25 protein-coding genes are annotated in these 26,020 nt (G+C 62.8%); 15 read left to right on the plus strand and 10 right to left on the minus strand.

Annotated elements, in window-relative coordinates; all coding sequences use genetic code 11:
* Window positions 1–2 precede the first annotated feature (2 nt).
* Both ACYG9V_RS18550 and ACYG9V_RS18555 read right to left on the minus strand, forming a co-directional pair.
* Window positions 3–1,376: an aminotransferase family protein gene (locus ACYG9V_RS18550; protein WP_023834156.1), complete on the minus strand. Its 1,374-nt coding sequence runs from the start codon at window positions 1,374–1,376 to the stop codon at window positions 3–5.
* 1 nt (window position 1,377) lies between these two features.
* Window positions 1,378–3,015 (minus strand): N,N-dimethylformamidase beta subunit family domain-containing protein, encoded by a 1,638-nt coding sequence (locus tag ACYG9V_RS18555; protein ID WP_352764532.1) that lies wholly within the window; start codon window positions 3,013–3,015, stop codon window positions 1,378–1,380.
* A gap of 169 nt (window positions 3,016–3,184) precedes the next feature.
* Here ACYG9V_RS18555 and ACYG9V_RS18560 point away from each other — a divergent pair, with 169 nt between their 5' ends.
* The 6 genes from ACYG9V_RS18560 to ACYG9V_RS18585 all read left to right on the plus strand — a co-directional run bounded on the left by ACYG9V_RS18560 (window position 3,185) and on the right by ACYG9V_RS18585 (window position 7,482).
* The gene (locus ACYG9V_RS18560) at window positions 3,185–3,433 is read left to right on the plus strand and encodes a ParB N-terminal domain-containing protein (RefSeq protein ID WP_023694150.1); all 249 of its coding nucleotides are present in this window, start codon (window positions 3,185–3,187) and stop codon (window positions 3,431–3,433) included.
* A gap of 117 nt (window positions 3,434–3,550) precedes the next feature.
* Window positions 3,551–4,507: an alpha/beta fold hydrolase gene (locus ACYG9V_RS18565; RefSeq protein ID WP_352764534.1), complete on the plus strand. Its 957-nt coding sequence runs from the start codon at window positions 3,551–3,553 to the stop codon at window positions 4,505–4,507.
* Window positions 4,508–4,693: 186 nt separating this feature from the next.
* The gene (locus ACYG9V_RS18570; protein ID WP_023684918.1) at window positions 4,694–5,092 is read left to right on the plus strand and encodes a GFA family protein; all 399 of its coding nucleotides are present in this window, start codon (window positions 4,694–4,696) and stop codon (window positions 5,090–5,092) included.
* Window positions 5,093–5,208: 116 nt separating this feature from the next.
* Entirely contained in the window at window positions 5,209–5,400 is a 192-nt protein-coding gene (locus tag ACYG9V_RS18575; protein ID WP_023700831.1) for a hypothetical protein, read from the plus strand.
* A 356-nt stretch (window positions 5,401–5,756) separates the two neighbouring features.
* The gene (locus ACYG9V_RS18580; protein WP_023684920.1) at window positions 5,757–6,821 is read left to right on the plus strand and encodes a glycoside hydrolase family 25 protein; all 1,065 of its coding nucleotides are present in this window, start codon (window positions 5,757–5,759) and stop codon (window positions 6,819–6,821) included.
* 154 nt (window positions 6,822–6,975) lie between these two features.
* Complete coding sequence (locus ACYG9V_RS18585; RefSeq protein WP_023684921.1) at window positions 6,976–7,482, plus strand: DUF2314 domain-containing protein; 507 nt, start codon at window positions 6,976–6,978, stop codon at window positions 7,480–7,482.
* Here the strand turns inward: ACYG9V_RS18585 and ACYG9V_RS18590 are convergent.
* Complete coding sequence (locus ACYG9V_RS18590; protein WP_023669055.1) at window positions 7,472–8,431, minus strand: LysR family transcriptional regulator; 960 nt, start codon at window positions 8,429–8,431, stop codon at window positions 7,472–7,474. The genes ACYG9V_RS18585 and ACYG9V_RS18590 overlap by 11 nt on opposite strands.
* Window positions 8,432–8,534: 103 nt before the next feature.
* On the opposite strand from ACYG9V_RS18590, the gene ACYG9V_RS18595 reads away from it, so the two are divergent.
* From ACYG9V_RS18595 to ACYG9V_RS18605, 3 genes are read left to right on the plus strand one after another with little or no spacing between them, the layout of a single operon-like run.
* Window positions 8,535–8,708 (plus strand): hypothetical protein, encoded by a 174-nt coding sequence (locus tag ACYG9V_RS18595; RefSeq protein WP_023669054.1) that lies wholly within the window; start codon window positions 8,535–8,537, stop codon window positions 8,706–8,708.
* A gap of 28 nt (window positions 8,709–8,736) precedes the next feature.
* Window positions 8,737–9,345 carry a class I SAM-dependent DNA methyltransferase gene (locus ACYG9V_RS18600; RefSeq protein ID WP_023669053.1) on the plus strand — a complete coding sequence of 203 codons (609 nt, stop codon included), beginning with the start codon at window positions 8,737–8,739 and terminating at the stop codon, window positions 9,343–9,345.
* On the plus strand, window positions 9,342–10,226 hold the full coding sequence (locus tag ACYG9V_RS18605) for a DMT family transporter (protein WP_023669052.1): 885 nt from the start codon (window positions 9,342–9,344) through the stop codon (window positions 10,224–10,226). Before ACYG9V_RS18600 ends, ACYG9V_RS18605 begins: the two co-directional genes overlap by 4 nt.
* 20 nt (window positions 10,227–10,246) lie before the next feature.
* Here the strand turns inward: ACYG9V_RS18605 and ACYG9V_RS18610 are convergent, their stop codons facing one another.
* Window positions 10,247–11,188: a phosphoribosylaminoimidazolesuccinocarboxamide synthase gene (locus ACYG9V_RS18610; RefSeq protein WP_352711991.1), complete on the minus strand. Its 942-nt coding sequence runs from the start codon at window positions 11,186–11,188 to the stop codon at window positions 10,247–10,249.
* Window positions 11,189–11,351: 163 nt separating this feature from the next.
* On the opposite strand from ACYG9V_RS18610, the gene ACYG9V_RS18615 reads away from it, so the two are divergent.
* Genes ACYG9V_RS18615 through ACYG9V_RS18625 form a run of 3 tightly spaced genes read left to right on the plus strand, consistent with a single transcriptional unit; the run spans window position 11,352 to window position 13,479 of the window.
* Window positions 11,352–12,323, plus strand: coding sequence for a DUF3592 domain-containing protein (locus ACYG9V_RS18615; protein WP_460221994.1), 972 nt, complete (start codon window positions 11,352–11,354; stop codon window positions 12,321–12,323).
* A 13-nt stretch (window positions 12,324–12,336) separates the two neighbouring features.
* Entirely contained in the window at window positions 12,337–12,873 is a 537-nt protein-coding gene (locus ACYG9V_RS18620) for a hypothetical protein (RefSeq protein WP_352764539.1), read from the plus strand.
* 3 nt (window positions 12,874–12,876) lie between these two features.
* A complete protein-coding gene (locus ACYG9V_RS18625) occupies window positions 12,877–13,479 on the plus strand; it encodes a hypothetical protein (protein ID WP_352764541.1) in 603 nt (200 codons plus the stop codon).
* A 23-nt stretch (window positions 13,480–13,502) separates the two neighbouring features.
* On the opposite strand, the gene ACYG9V_RS18630 is transcribed toward ACYG9V_RS18625, so the two are convergent.
* From ACYG9V_RS18630 to ACYG9V_RS18640, 3 genes are read right to left on the minus strand one after another with little or no spacing between them, the layout of a single operon-like run.
* Complete coding sequence (locus ACYG9V_RS18630) at window positions 13,503–13,709, minus strand: type II toxin-antitoxin system HicB family antitoxin (RefSeq protein WP_023669048.1); 207 nt, start codon at window positions 13,707–13,709, stop codon at window positions 13,503–13,505.
* Window positions 13,710–13,713: 4 nt separating this feature from the next.
* Entirely contained in the window at window positions 13,714–13,914 is a 201-nt protein-coding gene (locus tag ACYG9V_RS18635) for a type II toxin-antitoxin system HicA family toxin (protein WP_023669047.1), read from the minus strand.
* A gap of 6 nt (window positions 13,915–13,920) precedes the next feature.
* Window positions 13,921–17,685 (minus strand): vitamin B12-dependent ribonucleotide reductase, encoded by a 3,765-nt coding sequence (locus tag ACYG9V_RS18640; RefSeq protein ID WP_352764543.1) that lies wholly within the window; start codon window positions 17,683–17,685, stop codon window positions 13,921–13,923.
* Window positions 17,686–18,416: 731 nt separating this feature from the next.
* On the opposite strand from ACYG9V_RS18640, the gene gltX reads away from it, so the two are divergent.
* Window positions 18,417–19,790 carry a glutamate--tRNA ligase gene (gene gltX / locus ACYG9V_RS18645; protein WP_023684934.1) on the plus strand — a complete coding sequence of 458 codons (1,374 nt, stop codon included), beginning with the start codon at window positions 18,417–18,419 and terminating at the stop codon, window positions 19,788–19,790.
* Here the strand turns inward: gltX and ACYG9V_RS18650 are convergent.
* A complete protein-coding gene (locus ACYG9V_RS18650; RefSeq protein ID WP_352764544.1) occupies window positions 19,708–20,904 on the minus strand; it encodes a DUF2865 domain-containing protein in 1,197 nt (398 codons plus the stop codon). The genes gltX and ACYG9V_RS18650 overlap by 83 nt on opposite strands.
* Before the next feature lie 204 nt (window positions 20,905–21,108).
* On the opposite strand from ACYG9V_RS18650, the gene ACYG9V_RS18655 reads away from it, so the two are divergent.
* A complete protein-coding gene (locus ACYG9V_RS18655) occupies window positions 21,109–21,729 on the plus strand; it encodes a DUF1287 domain-containing protein (RefSeq protein ID WP_352764547.1) in 621 nt (206 codons plus the stop codon).
* A gap of 5 nt (window positions 21,730–21,734) precedes the next feature.
* Here the strand turns inward: ACYG9V_RS18655 and ACYG9V_RS18660 are convergent, their stop codons facing one another.
* Window positions 21,735–24,059, minus strand: a complete 2,325-nt coding sequence (locus ACYG9V_RS18660) for an NADP-dependent malic enzyme (RefSeq protein WP_460221995.1) — start codon at window positions 24,057–24,059, stop codon at window positions 21,735–21,737.
* Window positions 24,060–24,218: 159 nt separating this feature from the next.
* Window positions 24,219–24,998: an SDR family oxidoreductase gene (locus ACYG9V_RS18665; protein WP_023684939.1), complete on the minus strand. Its 780-nt coding sequence runs from the start codon at window positions 24,996–24,998 to the stop codon at window positions 24,219–24,221.
* Window positions 24,999–25,118: 120 nt separating this feature from the next.
* On the opposite strand from ACYG9V_RS18665, the gene ACYG9V_RS18670 reads away from it, so the two are divergent.
* Entirely contained in the window at window positions 25,119–25,934 is an 816-nt protein-coding gene (locus ACYG9V_RS18670; RefSeq protein WP_023684940.1) for a UDP-2,3-diacylglucosamine diphosphatase, read from the plus strand.
* Window positions 25,935–26,020: the final 86 nt, after the last annotated feature.

Here is a 26,020-nt window from a genome sequence, read left to right on the forward strand (position 1 = left end):
CCTCAGCCTTCGACCGGCAGGTCGAGTTCGGCGGCCAGAACTTCCAGCGAATCGCCGATGATGGAAATGATCTCGCCGACCTCTTCAGCCGTGACGATCATCGGCGGCGCCACCATGAAATTGTCGCCGTCGACACCGCCCTTGACCCTGCGGCCGTAGATGATCAGCCCGCGCTCGTAGGCGAGGTCGAGCAGGCGCTGCGTGGCTTTCTTGCCCTGTTCGATCGGCCGTAGAGTTTCGGGATCGGCAACCATCTCGGCGCCGGTGAGCAGGCCTTTGCCTCGGACATCGGCGATGAACGGAAAACGCTTCGCCAGCCCTTTCAGCCCGTCCATCAGCACGTCGCCCATCGCGGCGGCATTGGCGATCAGGTCGAGGCGGTCCATCTCGCCGAGCACGGCGAGCCCGGCCGCGCAGGCGAGCGGATTGCCAGCATAGGTGTGGCCATGCTGGAAGCCGCCCGACGCCAGCAGCGGCTCGACCAGCCGCATCGGGGCGGCCAGCGCGCCGAGCGGCGCATAGCCGGAGCCAAGCCCCTTCGACAGCGCGACGATGTCGGGCTTGCAGTTCCAATGGTCGCCGCCAAGGAATTTTCCGGTGCGGCCGGCGCCGCTCATCACTTCATCATGGATGAGCAGGATGCCGTAGCGGTCGCAGATCTCGCCTATACGCGGATAATAGCTGTCCGGTGCGACGAGGGCCGAAGTCGCCGCACCGCCGATCGGCTCCATGATGAAGGCGAGCACGCTGTCCGGACCCTCGGCCTGGATCTTCTCCTCCAGCATGTCGGCATAGCGGACGCCGCGCTGCTCCATCGAAAGATTGTCGCGGTCGCGCCATGCCGTCGGCGCCGGCACGGTCGGCATCACCCGCATCATCGGTGTGAACGTTTCGGCCAGCGCATCGTCGCCGGTTATCGAAAGCGAACCCAGCGTGCCGCCATGATAGGAGGGAAAACGCGTGATAACCTTCCAGCGCTTCGGCTGGCCGGTCGCGACCGCCCATTGCCGCGCCAGCTTGATGCAGGATTCCGTCGCCTCCGAACCGCCGGAGACGAAGAAGATTCGGTCCATGCCCTCCGGCAGTTTGCCGGCGAGTTCCCGCGCCAGTTCTTCCGCCGGTTCGTTCTCGAAATGCAGCCGGTAGGCGAAGGTGGCGCGGTCCATCTGCCGCTTCATGGCGTCGAGCACGTTGCGGTTGGAATGGCCGATATTGGCGACCATCGGCCCGCTCGATCCGTCGATGAAGCGGCGGCCGTCCTGCGTCCACATATAAATGCCTTCGGCGCGGTCGATCAGCGGCCGGCGCAGGCTGGAGAGGTAGAACAGGTGCGAGGGCGCGCGCGTTTCTGAACCAGTTGATGAGGGCTTCTGCATGTCAGGACTTTCCGAGGTAGCGATCGATTACATTCCTGGTCACGCGCTCGACCATCGGGTCCTGCCTGAGCAGGCCGGCGACCCATTCGCAGCTTCCGGCGTGGAAAACCTCGCCCTTGCCGCGCGGGAAATTGACGATCATGCCGTTGCCGCGTTTGACCTTTTCCAGATTGGCGTCGGTCGCCTCGCCAAACAGCGTTTCGGCCGTAAAGCGGCCATCCTCGTCGGTGAGAAACTGGTCCTCGATCGGGATATCGGCGCTTTCCTCGACCTGGCTCGCCATGCCGACGGCCAGCACCTGCAGCCCGTCAGGCGCACCGCTGTCCGGTGTCGGATAGGGCAGGCCGCCGCGGATCTCGAAATCGAGCCCGTCGACCTCATAGCCATAGACATGGCTGTCGGCGCCGAGCAGGTCGCCATAGTACATGCCGGTGCCGGCAAAGGCCCAGTGCTCGGGCCGATAGACCGGAAAGCCGCGCACGCCGCGCGGTGCGCATCCGCCCCAGCCGGCATAGACGCCGCGCGTCGCGTTGAGGCCGAACGTCATTGCGCCGGGACGACCGATCTCAGGCGCTTCCCAGGAGTTGGTGGCGCGGGTGACGTCGCCGCCATAGGCCGGGTCTTCGGCCCGCGCGCGGTATTTGTAACAGACCTGCCGGCGGCCTTCGTCCTCGAGCCTTGTCTGCCACATGAAATTGCCGGCAAAGCGCGCCGCATGGCCGCCGCGCTCGACGTAGCTGTCGACGGCGTCCCGCATCTCCCAGGTCCAGTACTCGTCATGGCCGACGAAGACCACACAGTCATAACCATCGAGGATTTCGGGCGAGAAGTGCAAATCGTGCTGGCTGGCGAGATCGACGCCATAGCCGGCGCGCTCGGCAAAGCGGAAGAAGTGGCTGTCATAGCTCGCCCAGCCGGAGGAGGTGTATTTCTTCGAATGTCCCGTGGCGTACGCCCATTCCATATGCGGATAGCGCGGCACTGTTTTCGGCGGCACGGCAACCTCCAGCGGCACGCGCGGCGCGTCCTTGGGCAACACCACGAAGCCACGGCACCAAGGCCGCTGCGTCGACACCATGCGCGCATACTGGTCGCGGCCCGGGCCGGTGATGCCCTGATAGGCGTTGGAGCCGCCCCATGTGTTGTAGGACAGCCAGGTGCCGGTCGCCGCCACCTGCAGCACGCGACCGGGTTTGCTGCCGGGCAGGAGCGCGACGATGATGAGGTGGTGGCAAAGGATAGCTTTGCCGTCGCGCCCGTCCGCCGTCAGCGTCAGCCGATAGGCGCCGGATGGCCAATCGTTGCCGATGCGAAATTCGAAAGACGCCTCCCAGCCGCAGCCTTCGACCGAGCACTGGTCGGGCGTATCCTGCCAGCGCGCCGAAAGCCCCGTTTGCTCGAAGACCTTTGTCTCGATGCCGCCGTCGCGGACAATGACAATGCTGAAGCGCGGCGCCGTCGAGCTGACATGCAGCGTCACGGTCTCGCCGGCGCGGTAGGAAAATCGGTTGGAATAACACCAGATCTCGCCCCGCTCGCCGTCCATTCCCGGCCATTCATAGTAATGGCCGCGCACTGCCTCGCGGCGCTGCTCGGGCGTCAGTCCGAAATCGGGAAATTCGGTTGGCAGATGGGTCATGAACACCGGAAAAGTGACAGGCCGCCATTTCGGCCATCTGCCGGCCAAGCGTCAAATGGAAACGATCGGGCCAGCAATTGCATACGACACAATTGCTTGGCCGCTCTTGGCCGCACCCGGCAAACCGACTATCTCAGGCGAGGCGGCATTTTCCGCCTCGGGAGCCGGCATGCTGAGAGTGCAGAAGGTCAAGGTCGACGACATCTACGTGCCGACGGCGCGCAAGAAGACGCTGCATCCCGAAACGGTCCGGCACCTGGCCGAAGACATACTGGAAAACGGCATGAAGACGCCGATCCAGGTTCGCAATGACGGCAAGCGCCACATCCTGGTCGAGGGCCTGCACCGGCTGGAAGCCGCCAAATGGCTCGGCGAGACCGAGATCGACGCCTATCTGGTGCAGGCCAAGCGCCACTGAGGCGCGCGACCCGATCGACAACAGCCAAACCGATCATTCTTCCGCGGATTTTTTCGCAGGGCATGTCGGCACGCGGCGTGCTCGCTCGTCCTTGGGGCGGAACCCAAGGAGACCGACATGTCCAGACGAATCTATTTCGCCATTCTTGCCTCGGTCGCTGCCTTGTTTGCAGCGCCCGGCCCAGCCAATGCAGAGGAGACCAAGCCCGCCATGACCACCGAAGCAACAGCCATGCCGAAGCCGGAAAAGTCCGGCCTGCTGCCGATCGACGGCCTGAATTACTACTATGCCGTCTACGGCAAGGGCGAACCGCTGCTTCTGCTGCATGGCGGCCTTGGCACGTCCGACATGTTCGCGCCGTTGCTGCCTAGACTGGCGGAAAACCGCACCATCATTGCCGTCGACCTGCAGGGCCATGGCCGCACCGCGCTCGGCGAGCGACCCTTCAGCCTGGAGGGGATGGGCGACGACATGGCTGGTATCGTCAAGGCGCTCGGCTATGACAAGGTCGACGTGCTTGGCTATTCGCTGGGCGGCGGCGTCGCCTTCCGCATGGCCGTCCAGCATCCCGAGACGGTGAGACGTCTGGTCCTGGTCTCGACCGGCTTCGCCGCCAATGGCTTCTATGACGAGATGCGCGGCCAGCAGGCGCAGGTGAGCGCGGCCGCCGCCGATTTCATGAAGGACACGCCGATGTACAAATCTTACGTCGCCGTCGCCCTACGTCCCGACGATTTCCCTAAACTGCTCGATGCGCTGGGCAATTTCATGCGCAAGGATTACGACTATTCCGCCGATGTGGCGAAGCTGAAGATGCCAGTTATGCTGGCCTATGGCGACAGCGACATGTACAAGCCCGAGCACGAGATCAAGTTCTACCAGATGCTCGGCGGCGGGCTGAAGGATGCCGGCTGGATGCGTGAGAACCTGTCGCAGAACCGGCTGGCCATCATTCCCAACCGCACCCACTACGACGTCTTCTTCGCACCGGAGCTGACGGCCGCGGCACTGCCCTTCCTCAATGGCGAAACCAAGGTGAAGACCTGGGACGAAGTCCTCAGCGAAACGAAATAGCTTGCCTGAGATACATGCCGGCCGTCTCGAAGAGGCGGTCGGCTTTTTTGTGCCTGCGAAGCTACGGAGCCTTGGCGCAGCGATTGGTCCTATCGGCGCAATCGATGGCGCCATCACGGCTTTTCAATTGACCGAAAGGTACCTGTCGATATCTTCAAGAGACATTCAGTGCGATGGGTTCGAATGATGACGAAATACCAGGGCGGATGCCATTGCGGGGCAGTGCGCTACGGCACCGAGGCGGCGCCGCTCAACCAGCGCGTCTGCCATTGCCGGCGCTGCCAGAAGGTCATAGGCGCGGCCTTCAACGCCCGCCTTTTGTTTCGCATCGACGATGTCACCGTCGAGGGAGAGGTGGCGACGGTCAACACCTCTCCGGACCTCAAGCGCGGCTTTTGCGCCGCTTGCGGCACCACGCTGTTTTCCCGACGCGACTCCGCCGGCATCGTCGGCATCACCACCGGCTCGCTCGACGATCCCTCGCTGTTCAAGCCGGAAATGCATATGTGGACCGCCTCGAAGCAGCCCTGGCTGCAGCTCGATGACGGCCTGCCGCACCATGAAGGCGCGCCGCCTCCGAACTGACGCCGGCCTTACCGGAAATTAATCCCGAAACCACGACATAGCCGGCAAAGCGTCATTGGCGGGCCATGATTGGCTGCCTATCTATCGTCTGCGGGCCGGTATCGAGGAGACGACCGATGAGCGACAGAATCAGCACCCTGGACGAGCTTTTGAGCGATCCGATGGTCCTCCTCGTCATGGAGCGTGACCGCGTGCGCCCCGAACAGGTTCGCCTGCTGCTCGAACGTGCCCGCCGCCCGGCCGCCGACGCCGTGCCACCGGCGCATGTGGTGGCCAAGACTTGTTTGCAGCAATGGCTGGGAAGGTAAGGCTATGATCCTTCGTCGTCCTCGGGCTTGACCCGAGGATCCACGCCGTGACGTCGGCCGAAGTATGTCGCGGTCGAGAATGGCTTCCTTGCTCGACCCGTTTCGCCCAAACTCAATCTTGAACCGTCTTCATGCCATGGATGTAACGGCATGGATTTCCAGGGTCTGCGCGACGTCGCTTCGCGACTGCTTTGCCCTAGAATGACGAAGGTAGGTTATGGCCGCCGAACATACCCCGGCCAATTCCTAATAACTTGATTCAAACTTTGTTGGTAATTTCTCGTTAGTAATCGAGGCCGGTTTGTCCGGCGGCGTCTGTTTGCCTTCGGTCTGTTGTGTTTTGCGTACAGGTCCAGATGCGGATTTCAGGCGTCGTCAGTTTCATGTTGGCATCGCTGTGGCTTGCCGGCTGTTCGTCCACAGCGGGCGTCGATGGCTTGCAGCCGTCGAACGAGACGACCAGTTCGGTCGTGCGTCCGAGCGCGCCGGTCACAGCGGCTCCGGCGGAGACCGCCGACCTCGCGCCGATGCGGTCCGACATGGTGGCCGACAACGCTGTGGCCGACAATGCGCCGCCCTTTTCCATGGTCGAGGAAGAAGAGGCCATCGTCGCGGGCACGCCGCAGGGGAGCACCAGACCACAGCTCGAGCCCGCCGCTCTGATGTCTGCGCCGAAGCGGTTGACGCGCGCGGCGCCGGCCATGCTGGCCTCGCCGGTCACCCGCTACGGTTTCCGCGACGCCAAGCCGATCAATTTCGGCAAGGCTTCGCCACGCTACCTTGCCGTCCACGGCGTCGACGTCTCGCGCTGGCAGGGCAATGTCAACTGGGGCAAGCTGCGTGCCCAGGGCGCCAACTTCGCCTACATCAAGGCGACCGATGGCGGCGACCATCTCGACCCGATGTTCATGAAGAACTGGCGCAATGCCGACGCCGCCGGGCTGAAGCGCGGCGCGTATCATTTCTTCTACTGGTGCCGCACCGCGGGCGAGCAGGCCGACTGGTTCATCCGCAATGTGCCGAGGGTCGAAGGCGCGCTGCCACCGGTAATCGATGTCGAGTGGAACGGCGAATCTTCCTGCAAGCGGCGGCCGTCGCGGGCCACCGTGCTGGAAAAGATGAAGGTGTTCATGGACAAGCTGGAGCGCCATTACGGCCAGCGGCCCATCATCTACACCGCACCGGATTTCTATCGCGACAATCTCAAGGGTGCGTTTCTCGATTATCCGTTCTGGCTGCGCGCCGTGGCGCGGCATCCCTCAAAAGTCTATCCCGGCCGCAAATGGCTGTTCTGGCAGTACTCCGGCTCCGGCCTGTCGCACGGCGTGACCGGCCGCATCGACCTCAACGTCTTCCATGGCGACGAGCGCGCCTGGCGGGCATGGGCAGGCGGGCAGACGACCGTCGCCGACGCCGACTGAACGTCAGGCCGGTGCCGGTGCGCCTGCGCTGCCTGCCGCTGCGCCTTGGGTTGAATTTTCAGCGTCTCGCTAACGATCCGCTCACTGTGTCCTTTAGCGGTATCGCAACAGCCTTCCGGTAACGTGCCCGTGATCGGGTTTTCGGAGGGATCCATTGCGCAATCCAGTTGTGGCTGTCGCACTTGCCGCCGCCGTCGGCTACGGGTTTTTCAGTTCGCTCGGCCACATGCCGGGCGGAAGTGGCGCTTCGCTGGCGGAGTCGAAGCAGAACGTCGTGTCCTATTCCACCGAGGACAAGGCGATGCAGGCCGCCAAGGACAGCGGCCGCTCGACCCTCAAGCGCTTCCACGAATTGATGGACGCCGGCACACCCGGCACCTACACGGTAAAATTCCCGCTGACCCAGAACGGCGCCACCGAGCATATCTGGCTGCAGCTGGTCGGCTACAGCGACGGCTCCTATATCGGCCTGCTCGCCGACGTCCCGGTCAATGGCAACAAGTACAAGATGGGCGACAGGATGACGGTGACCGAGGCCGACGTCGAGGACTGGATGATCAAGAACGGCAAGGTGATCTATGGCGGCTACACCACGCGCCAGGCGCTTGCGGATATGCCGAAGGAACAGGTTGCAAGATACGGGTTGACCTTCAAGGACTGAGGGTTGAGGCGGGGGCGAGTTTTATCGCGGTGCCTAGAGGGCTGTCGCGCTTTTCGCGTTCGCGTATCTCTGCCGTCTGCGCCAGCACCCAGTCGCGAAACACCTTGATTTTGGGCGCGTTGCGGCGGCTCTCCAGATGCACCAGCCAATAGCCGTCGCCGTCCGATCCAAGCACGCCGAATGGCTGTATCAACTGGCCCTTTTCCAACAGGGCGCTGTAAAGGTTTCTGGTGAGGATCGCGGCGCCCTTGTCGGTCAGCGCCGCCATCGCATCATAGGCCTGCGTACCCAGCTTCGGGCCAGCGATGACGCGATCGGGCTCGAACGGCACGCCGGCAGCCTTGAACCAGATTTCCCACCAGGGATCGTCGGCACAGCATAGCGGCACTTGGTAGAGATCCTCGGGGCGGTGGATGCCGCCGACGCTTTCGGCGAGTCTCGGGCTGAGCATCGGCGTATAGTCCGCCTTGAACAGATAGTGAGCCGTCAGGCCCGGCCATTTTCCACTGCCGGTGCGAATGCCGACATCCATGTCGCCGCGCGTGAAATCGACCAGCCCGTGCGATGTATTCACCTTCACGGCAAGATCGGGATGCATCAGCTGGAATGTTCCAAGCCATACGGCCAGCCAGTTCGATGCGAAGGTTTCCATGGTCGTCACCGACAGCACGCCGGTCGCTCCACCCTTGGTGGCGACCCATGCGTCGGCCAGGGTCGAGAACGCGCCTGTTGCGTGCGGCGCCAGCTGCTGTCCGGCCTCGGTCAGCGCGATCTGCCTTGTTTTTCTTATGAAAAGCGGCGTTCCGGCACGTTCTTCCAGCACCTTTATCTGATAGCTGGCAGCTGATTGGGTCATGCCGAGTTCTTCGGCTGCCTTGGTGAAACTGCCCAGCCGGGCCGCGGCTTCAAAGACCCTGATGGCTCCTAATGGTGGTAGTTCCCAGCTCATGACGCATCAATCCCGCTGATGCATACTACGCGACGTTCGATTGGAAACCAAGCCCGGAAAACGGCATGCTGCATTCATCGGATCAAACCCTGAGGATACGGCAATGACCACCACCATCGCTCTCTACAACACGCTTCGCCGCCCGGTGCTCGACCTCTTCACCGCGCCGTTCAGGCCTCGCAAGCGCGGCTTGCTCGACCGCCGCTCGCTGTCGGATCATTTCCTCAGGGATATCGGTATGCTTGACGGACGCGTGCCTCCCGGCACCATTGGCTAAGCAAGCTCTTTGACCAGGGGAGGGAAAGATGACTGTGCCATCCGAGGATCTGGCGAAGAGCCGCCAAACGATCAACGCCTATGAGGACTATGCCGAACGCTACGACGCTCTGGTGCGGCACGTTCCGAACCAAAGAGAACAGAAATGGCTGAAGCGCCTGGTGAAGATCGCCGGCAAAGGTGGCCGGATTCTGGAAGTCGGTTCGGGACCCGGATACGACGCGGACTTCGTCGAAGGGCTCGGTGTCCAGGTTCGGCGCACAGACGCAACGAAGCGGTTTCTCGAGTTGCAGGCCGCACGCGGCAAGCATGGTGAGTTTCTCGATCTCATCACCGACGATCTCGGCGGCCCCTACGACGCGGTGCTGGCATTGTGCGTCCTGATCCACGTGCCGCGCGAGCAGGCCGACCAGGTGCTTGCCAAGATTGCCGGGTCGCTGCGGCCGGGCGGCGCCTTCCTCGTCTCGATGCGCATTGGCGATGGCGAGAAGAGCGGCGAATATCATACGGTCTACTGGCGCAGGGACGACTTCGCGGCCCGACTCGAAAACGCCGGGCTGGTTCTTGTCGGAGACGAATTCAACGTCGGCCGCGATCGCGAAGAGTGGACCACCTTTCTGGCTGTGAGGCCGTCATGACGCGCCGCGGACTGTTTTTGTTCGTGCTGCTCAGCCTCCTGTGGGGCATTCCCTATTTGTTGATCAAGCTGGCGGTTGCCGAGGTGTCGGTGCCCTTCCTGGTCTTTGCCCGAACAGCCGTCGGCGCCCTGGCGCTGCTGCCCTTCGTCCTTGTCCAGCGCAGTTTCGGATGGCTGAAGACACATTGGCCGGCGGTCGCCGCATTCTGTCTGGTCGAGATGATCCTGCCATGGGGGCTGATCACCCATGGCGAAGTCAGCATCGACAGTTCCACCGCCGGACTGCTGATTGCCATGACGCCGGCGGTAACCGTCGCGCTCTCAAAGCTGATGGGCTCGGATGAGCGGCTGGGGATACGCCGCTGGACCGGTCTTTTCCTCGGTTTTGCCGGTGTCTTCGTGCTGGCGCTGCCGACCTTGGGTGGCGGATTTCTCGCGGTCGTCGAGATTCTCATGGCCGCGGCCTGCTATGCCTCGGGTTCGATCATCGCGTCGCGCTGGCTGAACGATGTGCCGGCAACCTCGCTGACGGCAGTCTGTCTGGCAGGGGCCGCGCTGATCTACGCCGTGCCGGCGGCGTTGGCCTGGCCGGCGGCCATGCCGTCGACAACGGTGGTTGGCGCAATCCTCGGTCTTGGCGTGTTTTGCACGGCGATCGCCTTCGCCACCTATTTTCTGCTGGTGCGGGAGATCGGCCCCGAACGGGCGGTCGTCATAACCTATGTGGCGCCCGCCGTCTCCGTGGCAGCCGGCGTGCTCGTCCTTTCAGAGCCGCTCGATATCGGCATTGTAGCGGCTTTCGCGCTCATCCTGTGCGGATCATATCTCGGCACGTGGCGCGCTCCGCCAGAACCGTCCGTGTCCGCGACCTCGGCAAGTTGACCGGCGGCCGCCAGCCGCCGTCAGAAATAAGGGCGCAGGTTCTCGCGAATGCGGTCCAGCACCGTCTTTCCCGATCTATCAGCGGTGAAGGTCTTGCCGGTGATGGTCTCAAAGGCCTGCGTATAGACACGCGACGTCTGCTCGATGAGTTCGGCGGGGATTTTCGGAATACGGTCCTTGTAGGGATCGCAGCGCGCGGTTACCCAGGCGCGAATAAAGTCCTTGTCGAAGCTTTGCGGCCGCTCGCCTGCCTTGAAGCGCTCCTCATAGCTTGCCGCAAGCCAGTAGCGGCTGCTATCGGGCGTATGGATTTCATCGGCAAGGATGATGGTGCCATCCTTGTCCGTGCCGAACTCGTATTTGGTGTCGACCAGGATCAGGCCGCGCTTGGCGGCCAGCGCCTTGCCGCGCGCAAACAGCGCCAGCGCATAGCGCGAGACTGTGTCCCATTGCTCTTCCGACAGCAGGCCGCGCGTCAAAATCTCGTCGCGCGTCAAGGGCTCGTCATGACCGCCATCGAGCGCCTTGCTGGTCGGTGTGATGATGGCCTGCGGCAGCTTCTCATTGTCGCGCAGTCCGTCCGGCAGGCGGATGCCGTACATATCGCGTTCGCCGTTCTTGTATTTCGTCAGCACCGAAGTGCTGGTGGTGCCGGCGAGATAGTCGCGAACAACGATTTCCACCGGCAGAATGTCGAGCCTGGTGCCGACAACGACATTGGGGTCGGGATAATCGAGCACATGGTTTTGGCAGATGTCCGCCGTTTCCTCGAACCAGTAGCGCGCCGTCTGCGTCAGCAGCTCTCCCTTGAGCGGTATTGCGGTCAGGATCACATCGAAGGCGCTCAGCCGGTCGGTGGCGATGATGATGCGGCGGCCATCCGGCAGATCGTAATTCTCGCGGACCTTGCCTTTGTAGTGGTTCGGGAGTTCCGGAATGAAGGCATCCGAGAGAACGCGCAGTGCTGTCATCCTGGTCTCATGGCTCCTAACAGTTTGGGCGACTCTTAACAAAGTTGAGGGGGCTTCGATACCCGAGGAAGGGCGGTTCGTCCTTTGCGAATAATCAAGACATTGCCTTCGCCGTGCTATCTATTTGCAGCTTCCGGCACTCCTGGGGGACGCGGTGGACGTAGAGCTCAAATTTCTGATTGTCGGATTTGCCTGCGCGATCGCGGGCGGTCTGTCGTTCATCACCTTCGTCAAATGGCGCGAGGTGCAGGCGATGAGCCACTGGCTGCCGGCGCCGGGCAAGATCATCTCGTCGCGCGTCGAGGCGCGCGAAGTCAGAAGGTCGGGCGTCGGCTCGGACAGCAGCGACACCACCGAGATGCGCAATTTTCCGGCGGTCACCTTCGAATACAAGGTCGGTAAAAAGAAATTTCAAAGCTCGCGCTACAGCGTGAAGGAGAATCTGGGGAATTTCGAAGTCACCGAAACCTTGGCGCAGTTTCCCACCGGCGCTGAAGTGACCGTCTTCTACAATCCGGCCGATCCGGGCAAGGCCGTGATCGAACGCACCCTGCCGGACGGCGCCTTCAAGTTCATGGTCAAGCTCTCGGCCGGGCTGGTGATCGGCACGGTGGTGCTGGTGTTTTCGCTCGGTGGCGTGCTGGAGGCGATCCGGCCGCACCTGCCCAAGCCGCAGAACCTCGGCGCCGGAGCGCTGCTGCTGTTCATGGGCCTGATGATCCTGCGCATGGCCTTCGTCCAGAAGTCGCTTGCCGAGCAGGCGGCAAAATGGCCGGTCGCGCCCGGCCGCATCAATTCCTCCGGTCTGCAGGCGCTACGAAACTACAGCGGCCACCGACGCTGGAGCACCGTTTTCAAATCCCGCATCTGGTACAGCTACGGCGTCGCAGGCCAGCACTACACCTCAGACCGCGTCACCTTCGGCGCCACGGTCACCGCTTCAATGCCCGGCCTCGTCAGCGGCCAAGGGCGCAGCTATGCCGAGGGCGGCAAGGTCGACGTGCATTACGACCCAGCCAACCCCGCCTCGGCAGTGCTCGAATGCAGGGTGCGCGGGCTTTGGCTGCTGTGGGTCTGTTCGGCCGCGTTTCTGGGCGGCGCGGCGTGGCTGGTCGGTTTTATCTGAGGCGCCCACTTTCATGACAAGACATCCAATGATCGTCCGCAGGCTGGCTGTCGTTTCCCTGGCTCTGCTCGGCGCCGTGCAGGCAGCGAGCGCAAAAGAATGTCTGCTCAGCCATGCCACCTACCGCGAGCCGCGTTCGGGCGCGGTGATGCAATTCCGGCCGCTGAACAATGAGCCGGCGGCACTGACGGCCGAAGTGTTTTCGGTGACCGTGCCCAACACCGACACGCGCTTGCCGGCCGACATCACCTGGACCAATGGCAAAAATTCGCTTCCGCTCGGCACCATCCACCACGCCTGCACCGACGACGACCGCGAAGCGGGGCTGGAGGATGGCAGCGGTCTCTGCCGGATATGGATGGGCCAGGTCTATGCCTTGACCGGAGGCGGCGCCGAGCAGCTGAATTCGCGCGAAGCGACACCGGCGCCGAAAGGGCTGTTGCTGCCCGATTTCGGCGCGGCCTTCACCGAATTTGCCGATTTCGCCAATGCCAATCCGGACGGCTCGGCCTGGGACGCCTTCACTTTGACAGGATGCAGCGATGAATAACGCATGAGACTGATTGTCTGGATCTGCACGCTGTTTGCCTCGGCTACGATATCAGCCGCAGCGCGGGCGGACGAGCCGGCGCCATCGCGCCCGCCGATCGACAAATGCGTCTGGGAAAAACTGACCGACAAGACGGTCGGCCTCGCCGCCTGGGTGCAGCGATGCGATTTCGGCTTCCGCCAGATCCATTTCGAATTCGTCGGCGGCGCACTCGCCATCAAATACAGCGATGGCGGCGCGCCCGATCCGCTGGTCGAGGTGTTCGACATCAAATCGGGCGAAACCGCCGAGGCCGCGGTGCTGCGCCTGTTGCTGGAAAAGACCGACAAATCAGTCAGCGCCCGCTGCGTGCTGACGCCCTACACCGAGGGCACCGTGCCCACCGGCGTCAAACGCTACACATTCAGCCCTGATGCTGCCTATGCCAAAGAGCTGAAAGCGGTGGTGAGTGATGACGTTCCCGAACCGCCCTGCGGAGACTGGGGCGAAATGCCTGATGGCATCCAGTATTTCGAGGCGCCGGCGGGTGAGGGGCGGAGGGTGCTGTTCGTTCGGGCGGGGCAGGACGAGCCGTTGTTCGACGAGCAGACGCTAAGGGCGCGGTAGGAGGTTGTCCTGAAGGTTACCGCTTATGCCTCTACATATTCAGCGAGACTGATTCCTTTGGGCACCTCCAGCCCATCGGCGCGCAAGCCCTCGATGTGAAAGCGTATAGCGTCGCGAATTTCGATTTCTACTTCTGGCACGGTAGCACCAGTTGCGATGCAGCCGGGTAGGTCCGGCACATAGGCAGAGAAATTGTTGCCTGCTTTTTCAATCACCACCGCGTAACGCATACAATCACTCCTTCAAACCGGACTGCTTGAGGATGCTGTTCAGTGTTCCTGGCGCAACCTCTTCAGACGGTTTGCCGGCCACGGTGACGCGGCCGGCTTTGGTTTTGTGCTTATATTGGCGATGGCTGCCCTTGGTTGCAACCAGATACCAACCGTCGGTCTCCAGCAGGCGAATGACTTCGCGGACTGTAAGCCGAGGCGGCATGAGTTCTCAGCTGCACCCGCTCGTCGATCCACAAGTATCGCACTTCTCGCAGGTTCCGTTCCGCACCATGGTGAAGTTGTGGCATTCCGAGCATTCGTTGCCGGTGTAGCCTTGCATCAAGGATTGCTGACGCCGCGTAGAGGCAAGCGCCTTTGCCTCGGCCGCTTCTTTCGCTGCTTCGTCGGTGAACAACCCGGTGGGATCGGCTGCTTCCTCGGAAACAATATCTTCGACCAATTCCTTGGCTCGCTCCTCATAGTCGCGCTTGTAGGCGATGGCTTCGTCGCTTGCTGGTTTAAGCGCCAGCACATTGGAGCCTGAGAACGCAGTTGGGGTGACCCGGGCAGGGGCCGCGGCAGGTGATCCGGCAAAACCCTTGGGTTCGCCACCTAGGCCAGACACCAACTTGACCGGCGAGGCGCCGCGGGTAAGGCCCTTCGAGAACGGCGTCGCCTTGCCTTCGTTGATGCCGCGTCCGAGCGCCGTCTTGTCGAAATCCGACTGGTCGACATGGGCGAGGTCGTGGCGGCCGAGGTAGGACACGGCGAGTTCGCGGAACACGTAGTCGAGGATCGACGTCGCATTCTTGATCGCGTCGTTGCCCTGCACCATGCCGGCCGGCTCGAATTTGGTGAAGGTGAAGGCCTCGACGAATTCCTCGAGCGGCACGCCGTATTGCAAGCCGAGCGAAATGGCGATGGCGAAGTTGTTCATCATCGCCCGGAAAGCAGCGCCTTCCTTGTGCATGTCGATGAAGATCTCGCCGATGCGGCCGTCATCGAATTCGCCGGTGCGTAGGTAGACCTTGTGGCCGCCGACGACTGCCTTCTGGGTGTATCCCTTGCGGCGGTTCGGCAGTTTTTCACGATCGCGGTAGAGCCGTTCGATGACGCGTTCGACGATCTTCTCGGTCACTTGCACGGCGCGCTGTGAAGCGGGCGCAGCGATCAACTGCTCGACCGCGTCGTCCTCGTCATCCTCGCTGTCGGCGAGCAGCGACGAATTGAGCGGCTGCGACAGCTTCGAGCCGTCGCGATAGAGCGCGTTGGCCTTCAGCGCCAGCTTCCACGACAGCATGTAAGCGCCCTTGGCGTCTTCCACCGTCGCATCGTTGGGCATGTTGATGGTCTTGGAGATGGCGCCGGAGATGAAGGGCTGTGCCGCCGCCATCATCTGGATGTGGCTGTTGATGGACAGCGAGCGCTTGCCGATCTTGCCGCACGGGCTGGCGCAGTCGAACACCGCGAGATGCTCGGCCTTGAGGAAGGGCGCGCCTTCCAGCGTCATCGCACCGCAGACATGGATGTTGGCGGCTTCGATGTCCTTCCTGGAGAAGCCGAGCGCCGGCAGCATCTCGAACGAGAAGTCGTTGAGCTGCTCATCGGTGAAGCCGAACGTCTCCTTCACCCAGTCGGCGCCGAGCGTCCACTGGTTGAAGACGAACTTGATGTCGAAGGCCGACTTCAGTGCTGCGTTAAGCGCCGCGATCTTGTCATCGGTAAAGCCCTTCGCCTTGAGCGAGCCGGGGTTGACCGCCGGCGCCTGGTTCATGTTGCCGTGACCGACCGCATAGGCCTCGATCTCGGCGATCTGGCTTTCTGAGTAACCCAGCGTGCGCAGCGCTTCCGGCACGGCGCGATTGATGATCTTGAAATAGCCGCCGCCGGCAAGCTTCTTGAACTTCACCAGCGCGAAGTCGGGCTCGATGCCGGTGGTATCGCAATCCATGACCAGGCCGATCGTGCCGGTCGGCGCAATCACGGTCGCCTGCGCATTGCGGTAGCCATGCTCTTCGCCGAGTTCGATGGCGCGGTCCCAGGCAGCCTTGGCGTGCGTGGCCAATTCCTGCTGCTTCAGGTCGGACGCGACCAGCGGCACCGGATTGACGGCGAGCTTCTCGTAGCCCTGTTTCTCGCCATAGGCGGCACGGCGATGGTTGCGCATGACGCGCAGCATGTTCTGCGCGTTACGGTCGTAGTCGGCGAAGGCGCCGAGCTCGCCGGCCATCTCGGCCGAGGTTGCATAGGCGACGCCGGTCATGATGGCGGTGAGTGCTGCGCAGATGGCGCGGCCCTCGTCGGAATCATAGGGAATGCCGGACGTCATCAGCAGGCCGCCAATGTTGGCATAGCCGAGGCCGAGCGTGCGGTATTCGTAGGACTGCTTGGCGATCTCCTTCGACGGGAACTGCGCCATCATCACCGAGATTTCGAGGACGACTGTCCACAGCCGCACCGTGTGCTCATAGGCGGCGATGTCGATCGTGCCGTCGGCGTTGCGGTAGGGGAGCAGGTTGATCGAGGCCAGGTTGCAGGCCGTGTCGTCGAGGAACATGTATTCCGAGCACGGATTGGAGGCCCGGATCGCACCGGCCGAAGCGCAGGTGTGCCAGTCGTTCATCGTCGTGTTGAAATGCAGGCCCGGATCGGCCGAAGCCCAGGCGGCGTAGCCGATCTTTTCCCAGAGGTCGCGTGCCTTCAGCGTCTTCAGCACCTTGCCGTCCTTGCGGGCGGTCAGGTGCCAGTCGGCATCCTCCTCGACGGCGCGCAGGAAATTGTCCTTCAGCGACACCGAATTGTTGGAGTTCTGGCCGGACACAGTGAGGTAGGCATCGGAATCCCAGTCGGTGTCGTAGGTCTTGAACGACATCGAGGTGTAGCCCTGCTTGGCGAACTGGATGACGCGGTAGATGTAGTTCTCTGGCACCGCCGACTTCTTGGCCGCCTTGATCTCGCGCTTCAGCGCGGTGTTCATCGACGGGTCGAAGCAATCGTCATCATGGCCTTCGCAATTGATGCAGGCCTTCATGATCGCTTCGAGATGTTTTTTCACGATCTTGGAGCCGGTGACCAGCGACGCCACCTTCTGCTCTTCATTGACCTTCCAGTCGATGAATTCCTCGATATCGGGATGGTCGGCGTCGACAATGACCATCTTGGCCGCACGACGCGTGGTGCCGCCCGACTTGATGGCGCCCGCCGCGCGGTCGCCGATCTTGAGGAAGCTCATCAGGCCGGACGAACGGCCGCCGCCCGACAGCTTTTCGCCTTCGCCGCGCAGCATGGAGAAATTGGAGCCGGTGCCCGAGCCGTATTTGAACAGGCGCGCTTCACGCACCCACAGGTCCATGATGCCGCCTTCGTTGACGAGATCGTCCTGCACGCCCTGGATGAAACAGGCATGCGGCTGCGGATGCTCGTAGGAGGACTTCGACTTGGTCAGCTTGCCGGTAAACGGGTCGACATAATAGTGGCCCTGGCTCGGACCATCGATGCCGTAGGCCCAGTGCAGGCCGGTGTTGAACCATTGCGGCGAGTTCGGCGCAACGCGCTGGGTGGCGAGCATATAGGCGAGTTCGTCGCGGAAGGCGCTCGCGTCTTCTTCCGACTTGAAGTAGCCGCCCTTGTAGCCCCAATAGGTCCAGGTGCCGGCCAGCCGGTCGAAGACCTGGCGGGCGTCGATTTCGGAACCGTAGCGCTCGGCTTCCGGCAGCTTGGCAAGCTCGGCCTCGTCGGCGACGGAGCGCCACAGGAAGGAGGGGACGTCGTTCTCCTCGACCTTCTTCAGGCGCGCGGGCACGCCGGCCTTGCGGAAATACTTCTGCGCCAGGATGTCGGCGGCAACCTGCGAGAACTGCGCCGGCACATCGATATTGTCCAAGCGGAACACCACCGAGCCGTCCGGATTCTTGATCTCCGAAAGCGCCTTGCGGAATTCGATCTCCGCGTAAGCTGATTGGCCTGGCTTGGTGAAACGACGCTCGATGCGCATTGGTCCGGTCCCTTTTGTCTATATATAGCGCTTTTCCCCGGGGATTTCTGCCCCCAATGCGAAACGCGCATGTCCGCCGTCTGCCGGCGTTCGAAAACACCGGCTCTCCTTGTGGCAGTCTTCATCGCCTTGCTGGTCGAGCTTCTTACGAAGCCGCTGTTCCAACTCTGCGCCGAACCCTGCGGGTCCCTCAAAACTGAATTCTTCCTCGATTCCCTCGACCGAGGGAAATTCACACTATCTAGCGTCGAACCTGCCTGCAAACACTAAATATAGTGTTAACAGACAATTTATTCCAGTCCGACAAATCTCCCTTTTCGCTCCCGAAGCCCCCACGATCCAACGCTTCCGCCAGCCTCGTAAACAGGCGGAAATCATGGCCAAAACGCACAAAATCCGGGGAAATGACCGGGCTCGAAACTCTCCGGTCGCGCCCTCAACAAGAGCACATGGCACATAAAAGGCGACTCGGTTTGCGTCGTCAAGGATTCGTTTGCGTAGCTTTTGTGACCGCAACATCTTGTGTGTCACATATGTGGATAACGGGGACAAAAAGCGGCTGAGGAAAGCCCGATTCTGCCGGCGTGGACCGCTGGTGAGCGGTTCACCCGAGACAGGCCCGGCCGGATTCTGGCTCACAGCCTTTTCATTTTAGCTGGCGTGCATTATGTCTTTGGCGTCGCGCGGGGGCGCGTCTTGTCAATTCCAAGAGCATCCGTTACGCCCCGCCCATGACAGTTACCGTCCGTTTTGCCCCCTCACCAACCGGCCGCATTCATATCGGCAATGCCCGCACCGCCTTGTTCAACTGGCTGTTTGCCATGAACAACAAGGGCCGTTTCATCCAGCGCTTCGACGACACAGACATTGCCCGCTCGAGGCAGGAATTTTCCGACGCCATCCTCTACGACCTGCACTGGCTGGGGATTTTTCCCGACGCCACCGAATACCAGTCGCGGCGCTTCGAAACTTACGACGCGGCGGTGGAGCGGCTGCAGAGAGCCGGCGTTGTCTATCCCTGCTACGAGACCCCCGAAGAACTCGACCTGCGCCGCAAGGTGCGCCGCACGCGCGGCCTGCCGCCGGTCTATGGCCGCGAGGCGCTGGCGCTTTCGCAGCAGCAGATCGCCGAATACCGCTCCGATGGCCGCCGGCCGCACTGGCGCTTTCTGCTGCCGAATTTCACCAGCGATCCGCTGCAGCCCGAGCGCACCGAAGTGCACTGGAACGATCTGGTGCGCGGCGAGGAAACCGTCGATCTGGCCTCACTGTCCGATCCGGTGCTGCGGCGCGAGGACGGCACTTATCTCTACACGCTGCCTTCGGTCGTCGACGACATCGAGATGGGCGTCAGCCATGTCATCCGCGGCGACGACCACGTCACCAACACCGGCGTGCAGATCGCGCTGTTCAAGGCATTGGGCGCCGAGCCGCCTGTCTTCGGCCACCACAATCTCTTGACCACGGCCTCGGGCGAGGGCCTGTCGAAGCGCAGCGGTGCGCTGTCGATCGAAAGCCTGCGCGAGGAGGGCATCGAACCGATGGCTGTGGCTTCGCTGGCCGTCCTTGTCGGCACCTCGGAAAATGTCGCGGCGGTGCATGACATGCCGGCACTGGCCGCGCGCTTCGATCCCGCCGCCACGTCGAAATCGGCGGCCAAATTCGACCCGGACGAGCTGTTCGTGCTCAATCGTGCGCTCATGCACCACATGCCGTTTTCCGAGGCGCGGGATCGGCTGATCGTGCTCGGCATCTCCGGCGACAAGGCCGAGCCGTTCTGGCTGGCGGTGCGCGGCAATCTCGACCGGCTGAGCGACGCGGTCGGCTGGTGGCGCATCCTTGCCGACGGCCCGCAGCCCGCGCCGGAATTTTCCGACGAGGATCGCGACTTCCTGCAGCAGGCCTTCGACCTGTTGCCGGAAGAGCCGTGGACCGGAACGGTGTGGAAGGACTGGACGGCCAGGATCAGGGAAGCCAGCGGCCGCAAGGGCAAGGCGCTGTTCATGCCGCTGAGACTGGCGCTTACCGGACTTGCTTCCGGGCCGGAGCTTGCAGATCTATTGCCGCTGCTGGGTCGGGAAGGAACGCTGGCCCGACGACCCTGACCTTGCGCTGGTCCGGCGGGATCAGCGACACCGGCGACACCACCGGCTTGACGGCAAGGCGCTTGATGGCGGCGCGGTCGAGCCCGCCTTGTACGTTCGCCAGCGTCTCCGGATCCGCGCCCGGATCGGGTTTGGCCGCCGGCACCGGAATGAATGGCGTTGTCTCGGTATCAGGCTGCGATTGCTCGGGCGGTGGCGGGTTGCCGCCGATGATCTCGAAATTTCCGGCCTGCGCATTGCAGCCACAAGCCAGCGGCCGCGACATGTTGGGCTGTTTGTAGAGATAGGCGGTCGGCAACTCGCTGTAGGGCCTGCCGGTCACCGACGACGTCATGTTGGCCGAATCGTCTTCCATGCCGCGCGAATAGAACACCTGCATTTCGGTGCCGGGGCAGCTCGATTCGCAATTCTTCTGATCGCGCTCGAAATCGCCGAGCGAAGCCGAGTTCGACATCGGGAAGAAATAGCCGTCGCAGGTGCGCACGCAGCTCGTATGGAACTCGCCGCCGACCGTCGGGAAATCCGGCACGCCGGGCTGATTGAGCACCCGGCGCACATTGCGCTCCTCGCGGGGATCATCGGGCTGATCGAGCGTGTCGATCTGCCGGTTGCCGCCGAAAAGCTGGTCGAACAGATTGCCGTCGTCGGGTTCGCGGCTGGCTTCCTGCAGCGGCTCCCGGCGCGGCGCGGGCTCGTCGCGGCAGCCATTGGCGTCGAGCGCGGCCAGGATGCGGCCGCGGTCGCCCCGCGAGCCGCCGCCGGCAAGCTGCGCGCGCTTGGCTTGCAACGCATCGAGATTGGCGTTCATGCGATCGATGCTGCTGTTCAGCGCAGCACATTGGCTGACATTGCGCGAAAACAGCGAAAACCCGCAATTCGCATCGCTCGCACGACCGCGCACCTTTGATAGCTGTTCGAACTGGCGGGAGATGGCCTTGTCATACTTCCGCACCATGCTGGAATTGCCGCCGCCATTCGATGAAGAAGCAAGCTCGGCTTCCAGTTGACGGCAAACGCGGGAGGCGGCCTGCGGTTCAGTGGTGGCGACGGCCGAAAGCACAAGCGCGCCGAGCAGCGCAGCCAGATGCTTCAGCCTCCATCGTCCGCCCGTCATTGGCCGAAACCCCGCTTGCCTGCCTGTCTACCGGATTCGCGGTTAACCGTTCCCTCAATCTACAACCAAAGATGGTCTTAGCCCATAGACGCGTTGCAGGAGGCGTTTGGATAGAGCGGCAACTGTGCGATCTCACCGCTGCATGAAAAAGGCGCAATCGCCCCGGAATTATCCCACGAACCAGCAATGCCCCGGGGAGCTGGCATGACCGCGATTACCCGTCGAACCGCACTGCAGTTCGGCCTCCTGTGCCTGGCGGCGCCCGCAGCCTTGGCGCAGGAAAATCCAGCCGCTCCGGACTGGCGCAGCAAATTGGTCGAAGCCGCGCGTGAGCAGATCGGCGTCACCACATTCTACGACCCGACCTATGTCCGCCTCGACTATCCCGGCGGCGATGTCGCGCCGGATCGAGGCGTGTGCACGGACGTCATTGTCCGCGCCTATCGCCGCGCCTTCAAGCTCGACCTGCAGAAACTGGTGCATGAGGATATGGCCGCCAATTTCGCCGCCTACCCCAAGACCTGGGGCCTGAAAGCGACCGACCGCAACATCGACCACCGACGGGTCGGCAATCTTGCCGCATTTTTCGGGCGCAACGGAGTTTCCTTGCCCGCCAGCGAGTATCCTCCCGACTTTCAGCCGGGCGATATCGTCACCCAGATGCTGCCCGGCAACCTGCCGCACATCGTCATCGTCTCATCCGAACGCTCGGCGGACGTGCCGGGAAGGCCGCTGGTCATCCACAATATCGGGGCGGGCGCTCGGCAAGAGGACACGCTGTTCGCCTTCAGGCAGACCGGGCATTACCGTTTCGCGCCTGGCTGACGGCGTCAGCTGAAATCAACCACCGCCTGCGCCTTGTGCGCCGCCTCGACCACCGCAAGCGCCGTCATGTTGACGACGCCGCGCGAGGTCACCGACGGCGTCAAAATATGCGCCGGCTTGTCGGTGCCAAGCAGGATCGGCCCGACATGCAGCGCGTCCATCATCGTGCGCAGCGCGGTCAGCGTGATGTTGGCGGAGTCGAGGTTGGGGAACACCAGGAGATTGGCTTCGCCCTTCAGCCGCGAATGCGGATAGACGCGCTGGCGCAGATGCTCCGACAGGGCTAAATCGGCATGCATCTCGCCGTCGCATTGCAGGTCGGGCGCAACGCGCGCCAGGATCGCCGCTGCCTGCCGCATCTTCAGCGCGCTGGGAGAATCGCGCGAGCCGAAATCCGAATGCGACAGCAGCGCTGCCTTCGGCTCGATGCCGAAGCGCTGGATTTCCTCCGCCGCCAGAATGGTCATTTCGGCGATCTCCTCGGCCGTCGGGTCGACCGAGACATGGGTGTCGGTGAGGAAGATGATGCCGCGCTGCGAGATCAGCATCGACAGCGTCGACAGGTCGCGGTCCTTGACGCCCGCGCGTGGTCCGATGACCAGCGTCACATTGCGCAGATGCCGCTCGAAACGGCCCTCGAGGCCGCAGATCATGGCGTCGGCATCGCCGCGCTTCAGCGCCAGCGCGGCAATCACCGTATTGTCGGTGCGCACCATGGTGCGCGCGGCCTCCGTCGTCACGCCGCGCCGGCCGGCAAGCTCGATCAACAGGTCGACATAATGGCGGTAGCGCGGATCGTCTTCCGGGTTGATCAGGCCGAAATCGACGCCCGGCTTGATACGCAGGCCGTAGCGCTTCAGCCTGACCTCGATGACATGCGGGCGGCCGATCAGGATCGGCTCGGCAATGCCTTCCTCCAGCACCACCTGGGCTGCGCGCAGCACGCGCTCGTCCTCGCCGTCGGCATAGATGACGCGCTTGGCGGTCGACGCCTTGGCCGACGAAAACACCGGCTTCATCACCAGGCCGGAGCGGAAGACGAAGCGGTTGAGCTGGTCGATATAGGCGGCGAAGTCGGTGATCGGCCGGGTCGCGACGCCGGTGTCGCAGGCAGCCTTGGCCACCGCCGGCGCGATGCGCAGGATCAGGCGGGGATCGAAGGGCGAGGGGATAAGGAAGTCGGGTCCGAAGATCGGCGTCTCGCCGGAATAGGCGCGGGCGGCGACGTCGGATGGTTCTTCGCGGGCAAGCGCGGCGATCGCCCGGACCGCGGCCATCTTCATCTCCTCGTTGATGGCGCTGGCGCCGCAATCCAGCGCACCGCGGAAGATGTAAGGAAAACAAAGCACGTTGTTGACCTGATTGGGGAAATCGGAACGGCCGGTGCAGATCATCGCGTCGGGACGAGCGGCGCGCGCGACCTCCGGCATGATCTCGGGATTGGGATTGGCCAGCGCCAGGATCAACGGCTTAGGCGCCATATGATCAAGCAATTCCGGCTTCAGCACGCCGGCGGCCGACAGGCCGAGAAAAACGTCGGCGCCAGGGATCACATCGGCCAGCGTGCGCGCCTCGGTGTCCTTCACATATGGGTCTTTCCAGCGATCCATCTCGTCGGTGCGGCCCTTGTAGGCGACGCCGAAGCGGTCGGTGACCCAGATATTCTCTACCTTGGCGCCAAGCGAGACCAACAGGTTGAGGCAGGCGAGCGCTGCCGCACCGGCGCCTGAGGTGACGATCTTGATGTCGGAAATGGTCTTGCCGGCGAATTCCAGCCCGTTGAGCACGGCGGCGGCGACGATGATGGCGGTGCCATGCTGGTCGTCATGGAAGACGGGAATGCCCATGCGGGCCTTCAACTGCGCCTCGACCTCGAAGCATTCGGGCGCCTTGATGTCCTCGAGGTTGATGCCGCCGAATGTCGGCTCCAGCGCCGAGATCGTCTCGACCATGCGCTCTATGCCCGGCGCGTCGATCTCGATGTCGAAGACGTCGATGCCGGCGAATTTCTTGAACAGCACCGCCTTGCCTTCCATCACCGGCTTGGAGGCGAGCGGGCCGATATTGCCGAGCCCGAGAACGGCCGAGCCGTTGGAGACGACGCCGACCAGATTGGCGCGCGCTGTATAATCGGCCGCGGTTGCCGGATTGTCGCGGATTTCGAGGCAGGGCGCGGCAACACCCGGCGAATAGGCCAACGCCAGGTCGCGCTGGTTGCCGAGCGGCTTGGTCGCCTGGATCTCGAGCTTTCCCGGCCTTGGATGCTTGTGGAAGTAGAGGGCGGCTTCGTCGAGGTCCGAACGTGCCGTTTTCTTGTTCTCGCCTTCCATGCGGCCGCTCCCTCAAACCTGCTTTGCAGCCTTTTAGCACGCAAAAATGGTTTTTCGCGACGCCAAATGACGCAAGCGCGGCTAAAACAACCCGGTCCGGAAAGATCGAACTATTTCAAATGATTGCGCTGAAATCCTGCCGATTATCCATCGAGCCCTTCAGAACGCGCTGACATAGAGGCCGCCATCGACGGGGATGTTCTGGCCGGTGAGATAACCGGCATGGACCGAGCACAGAAAGGCGCAGATCTGGCCGAACTCTTCCGGCGTGCCGAGCCGCTTGGCCGGAACGTCGGCGCTGATGCGGGTCTTGCGCGCTGCGGCCGCTGCCGGGTCTTCCATCGTGCCGGCCTCATGCGGGCCGCGCAGCCGGTCGGTGTCGAGCTTGCCCGGCAGCAGGCTGTTGATGGTGACGTTGCGGTCGATCACCGTGCGCGCCACGCCGGCCAGGAACGAGGTCAGCCCGGCTCGCGCGCCGGACGACAGATCGAGGCCGGGAATCGGGACGTAGACCGACAGCGAGGTGATGTTGACGATGCGGCCGAAGCCGCGCATGGCCATGCCGTTGATGACGGCCTGCACCAGTTCGATCGGCGTCACCATGTTCTGCGTCACGCCTTCGAGGATCTTTGCGCGGTCGAGTTCGCGGAAATCGCGCAAGGGCGGGCCGCCATTGTTGTTGACCAGGATATCCGGGTCGGGGCAGGCGGCTAGGATCGCCTTCTGCACGTCGGGCTTCGAGACGTCGCCGACGATCTCGGTCACCTTCACGCCGTAGCGTTCGCGCAGTTCGGCTGCGGTTTTTGCCAGCAGCTCGGCATTGCGGCCGTTGACGACGAGATCGCAGCCGGCCTCGGCCAGCGCCATGGCGCAGCCGCGGCCCAGCCCCTTGCTCGATGCGCAGACGATGGCCTTCTTGCCCTTGATGCCGAGATCCATGACGATTTTCTCCTGTGATTGGCGCGGCACGCTAGCCCTTTGGCTGGCCCAATCGCAACCGTCATACGGTTGTTGCATGAATCGGGGCATAGCCTGCGCGAAAGCAACGGTGACGATCTGATGTCCGGTACAGAAACCCGCACTTTCCGCAGCATGTTCATATCCGACCTGCATCTCGGATCGAAGGCGGCCAAGGCCGAGTTCCTGATCGATTTCCTGCGGTATCACGACGCCGATATCATCTATCTCGTCGGTGATATCGTCGACGGCTGGCGGCTGCGGCGCAGCTGGCACTGGCCGCAGAGCCACAATGACGTCGTCCAGAAACTGCTGCGCAAGGCCCGCAAGGGCACCTCGATCACCTATATCGCCGGCAATCACGACGAATTCGCGCGCCAGTTCCAAGGCGTGCATTTCGGCGGCATCGTCGTTGCCGACCGCGCCATCCACGAAACCGCCGATGGCAGGCGCCTGCTGGTCATCCATGGCGACCAATTCGACACCGTCGTCCACAATGCGCGCTGGCTGGCCTATCTCGGCGACTACGCCTATGACGCCGCGATGCTGGTCAACCGCGTGGTGACGAAGCTCCGCCATTTGCTGGGTCTCCCTTACTGGTCGTTCTCGTCCTGGGCTAAGGTCAAGGTCAAGAAGGCGGTCAACTTCATCGGCTCGTTCCAGACCGTGCTGACCGAGGAGGCCCGCCGCTCGCATGTCGACGGCGTCATCTGCGGCCACATCCATCACGCCGCGATCGAGACTTATGAGAATGTGCAGTACATCAACACCGGCGACTGGGTGGAGAGCTGCACGGCGGTGGTCGAACATTTCGATGGCAAGATGGAGATCATCCACTGGGCGCTGGTGCTGCCCGAAGTACCGGACGAGCCGTTCATCCCCTTGCTGATCGAAGACAGGGTCGTCGAAGCGGCATAACCCTCCTGTTAATCGACTGGTCCAGGCAGTTTCGGACCGCTTTCGCGCATGTTAAGGGATCGATCTGCGTTGCAGCCCTTTGTGCA

The sequence above is a fragment of the Mesorhizobium sp. W016 genome, assembly GCF_054719485.1.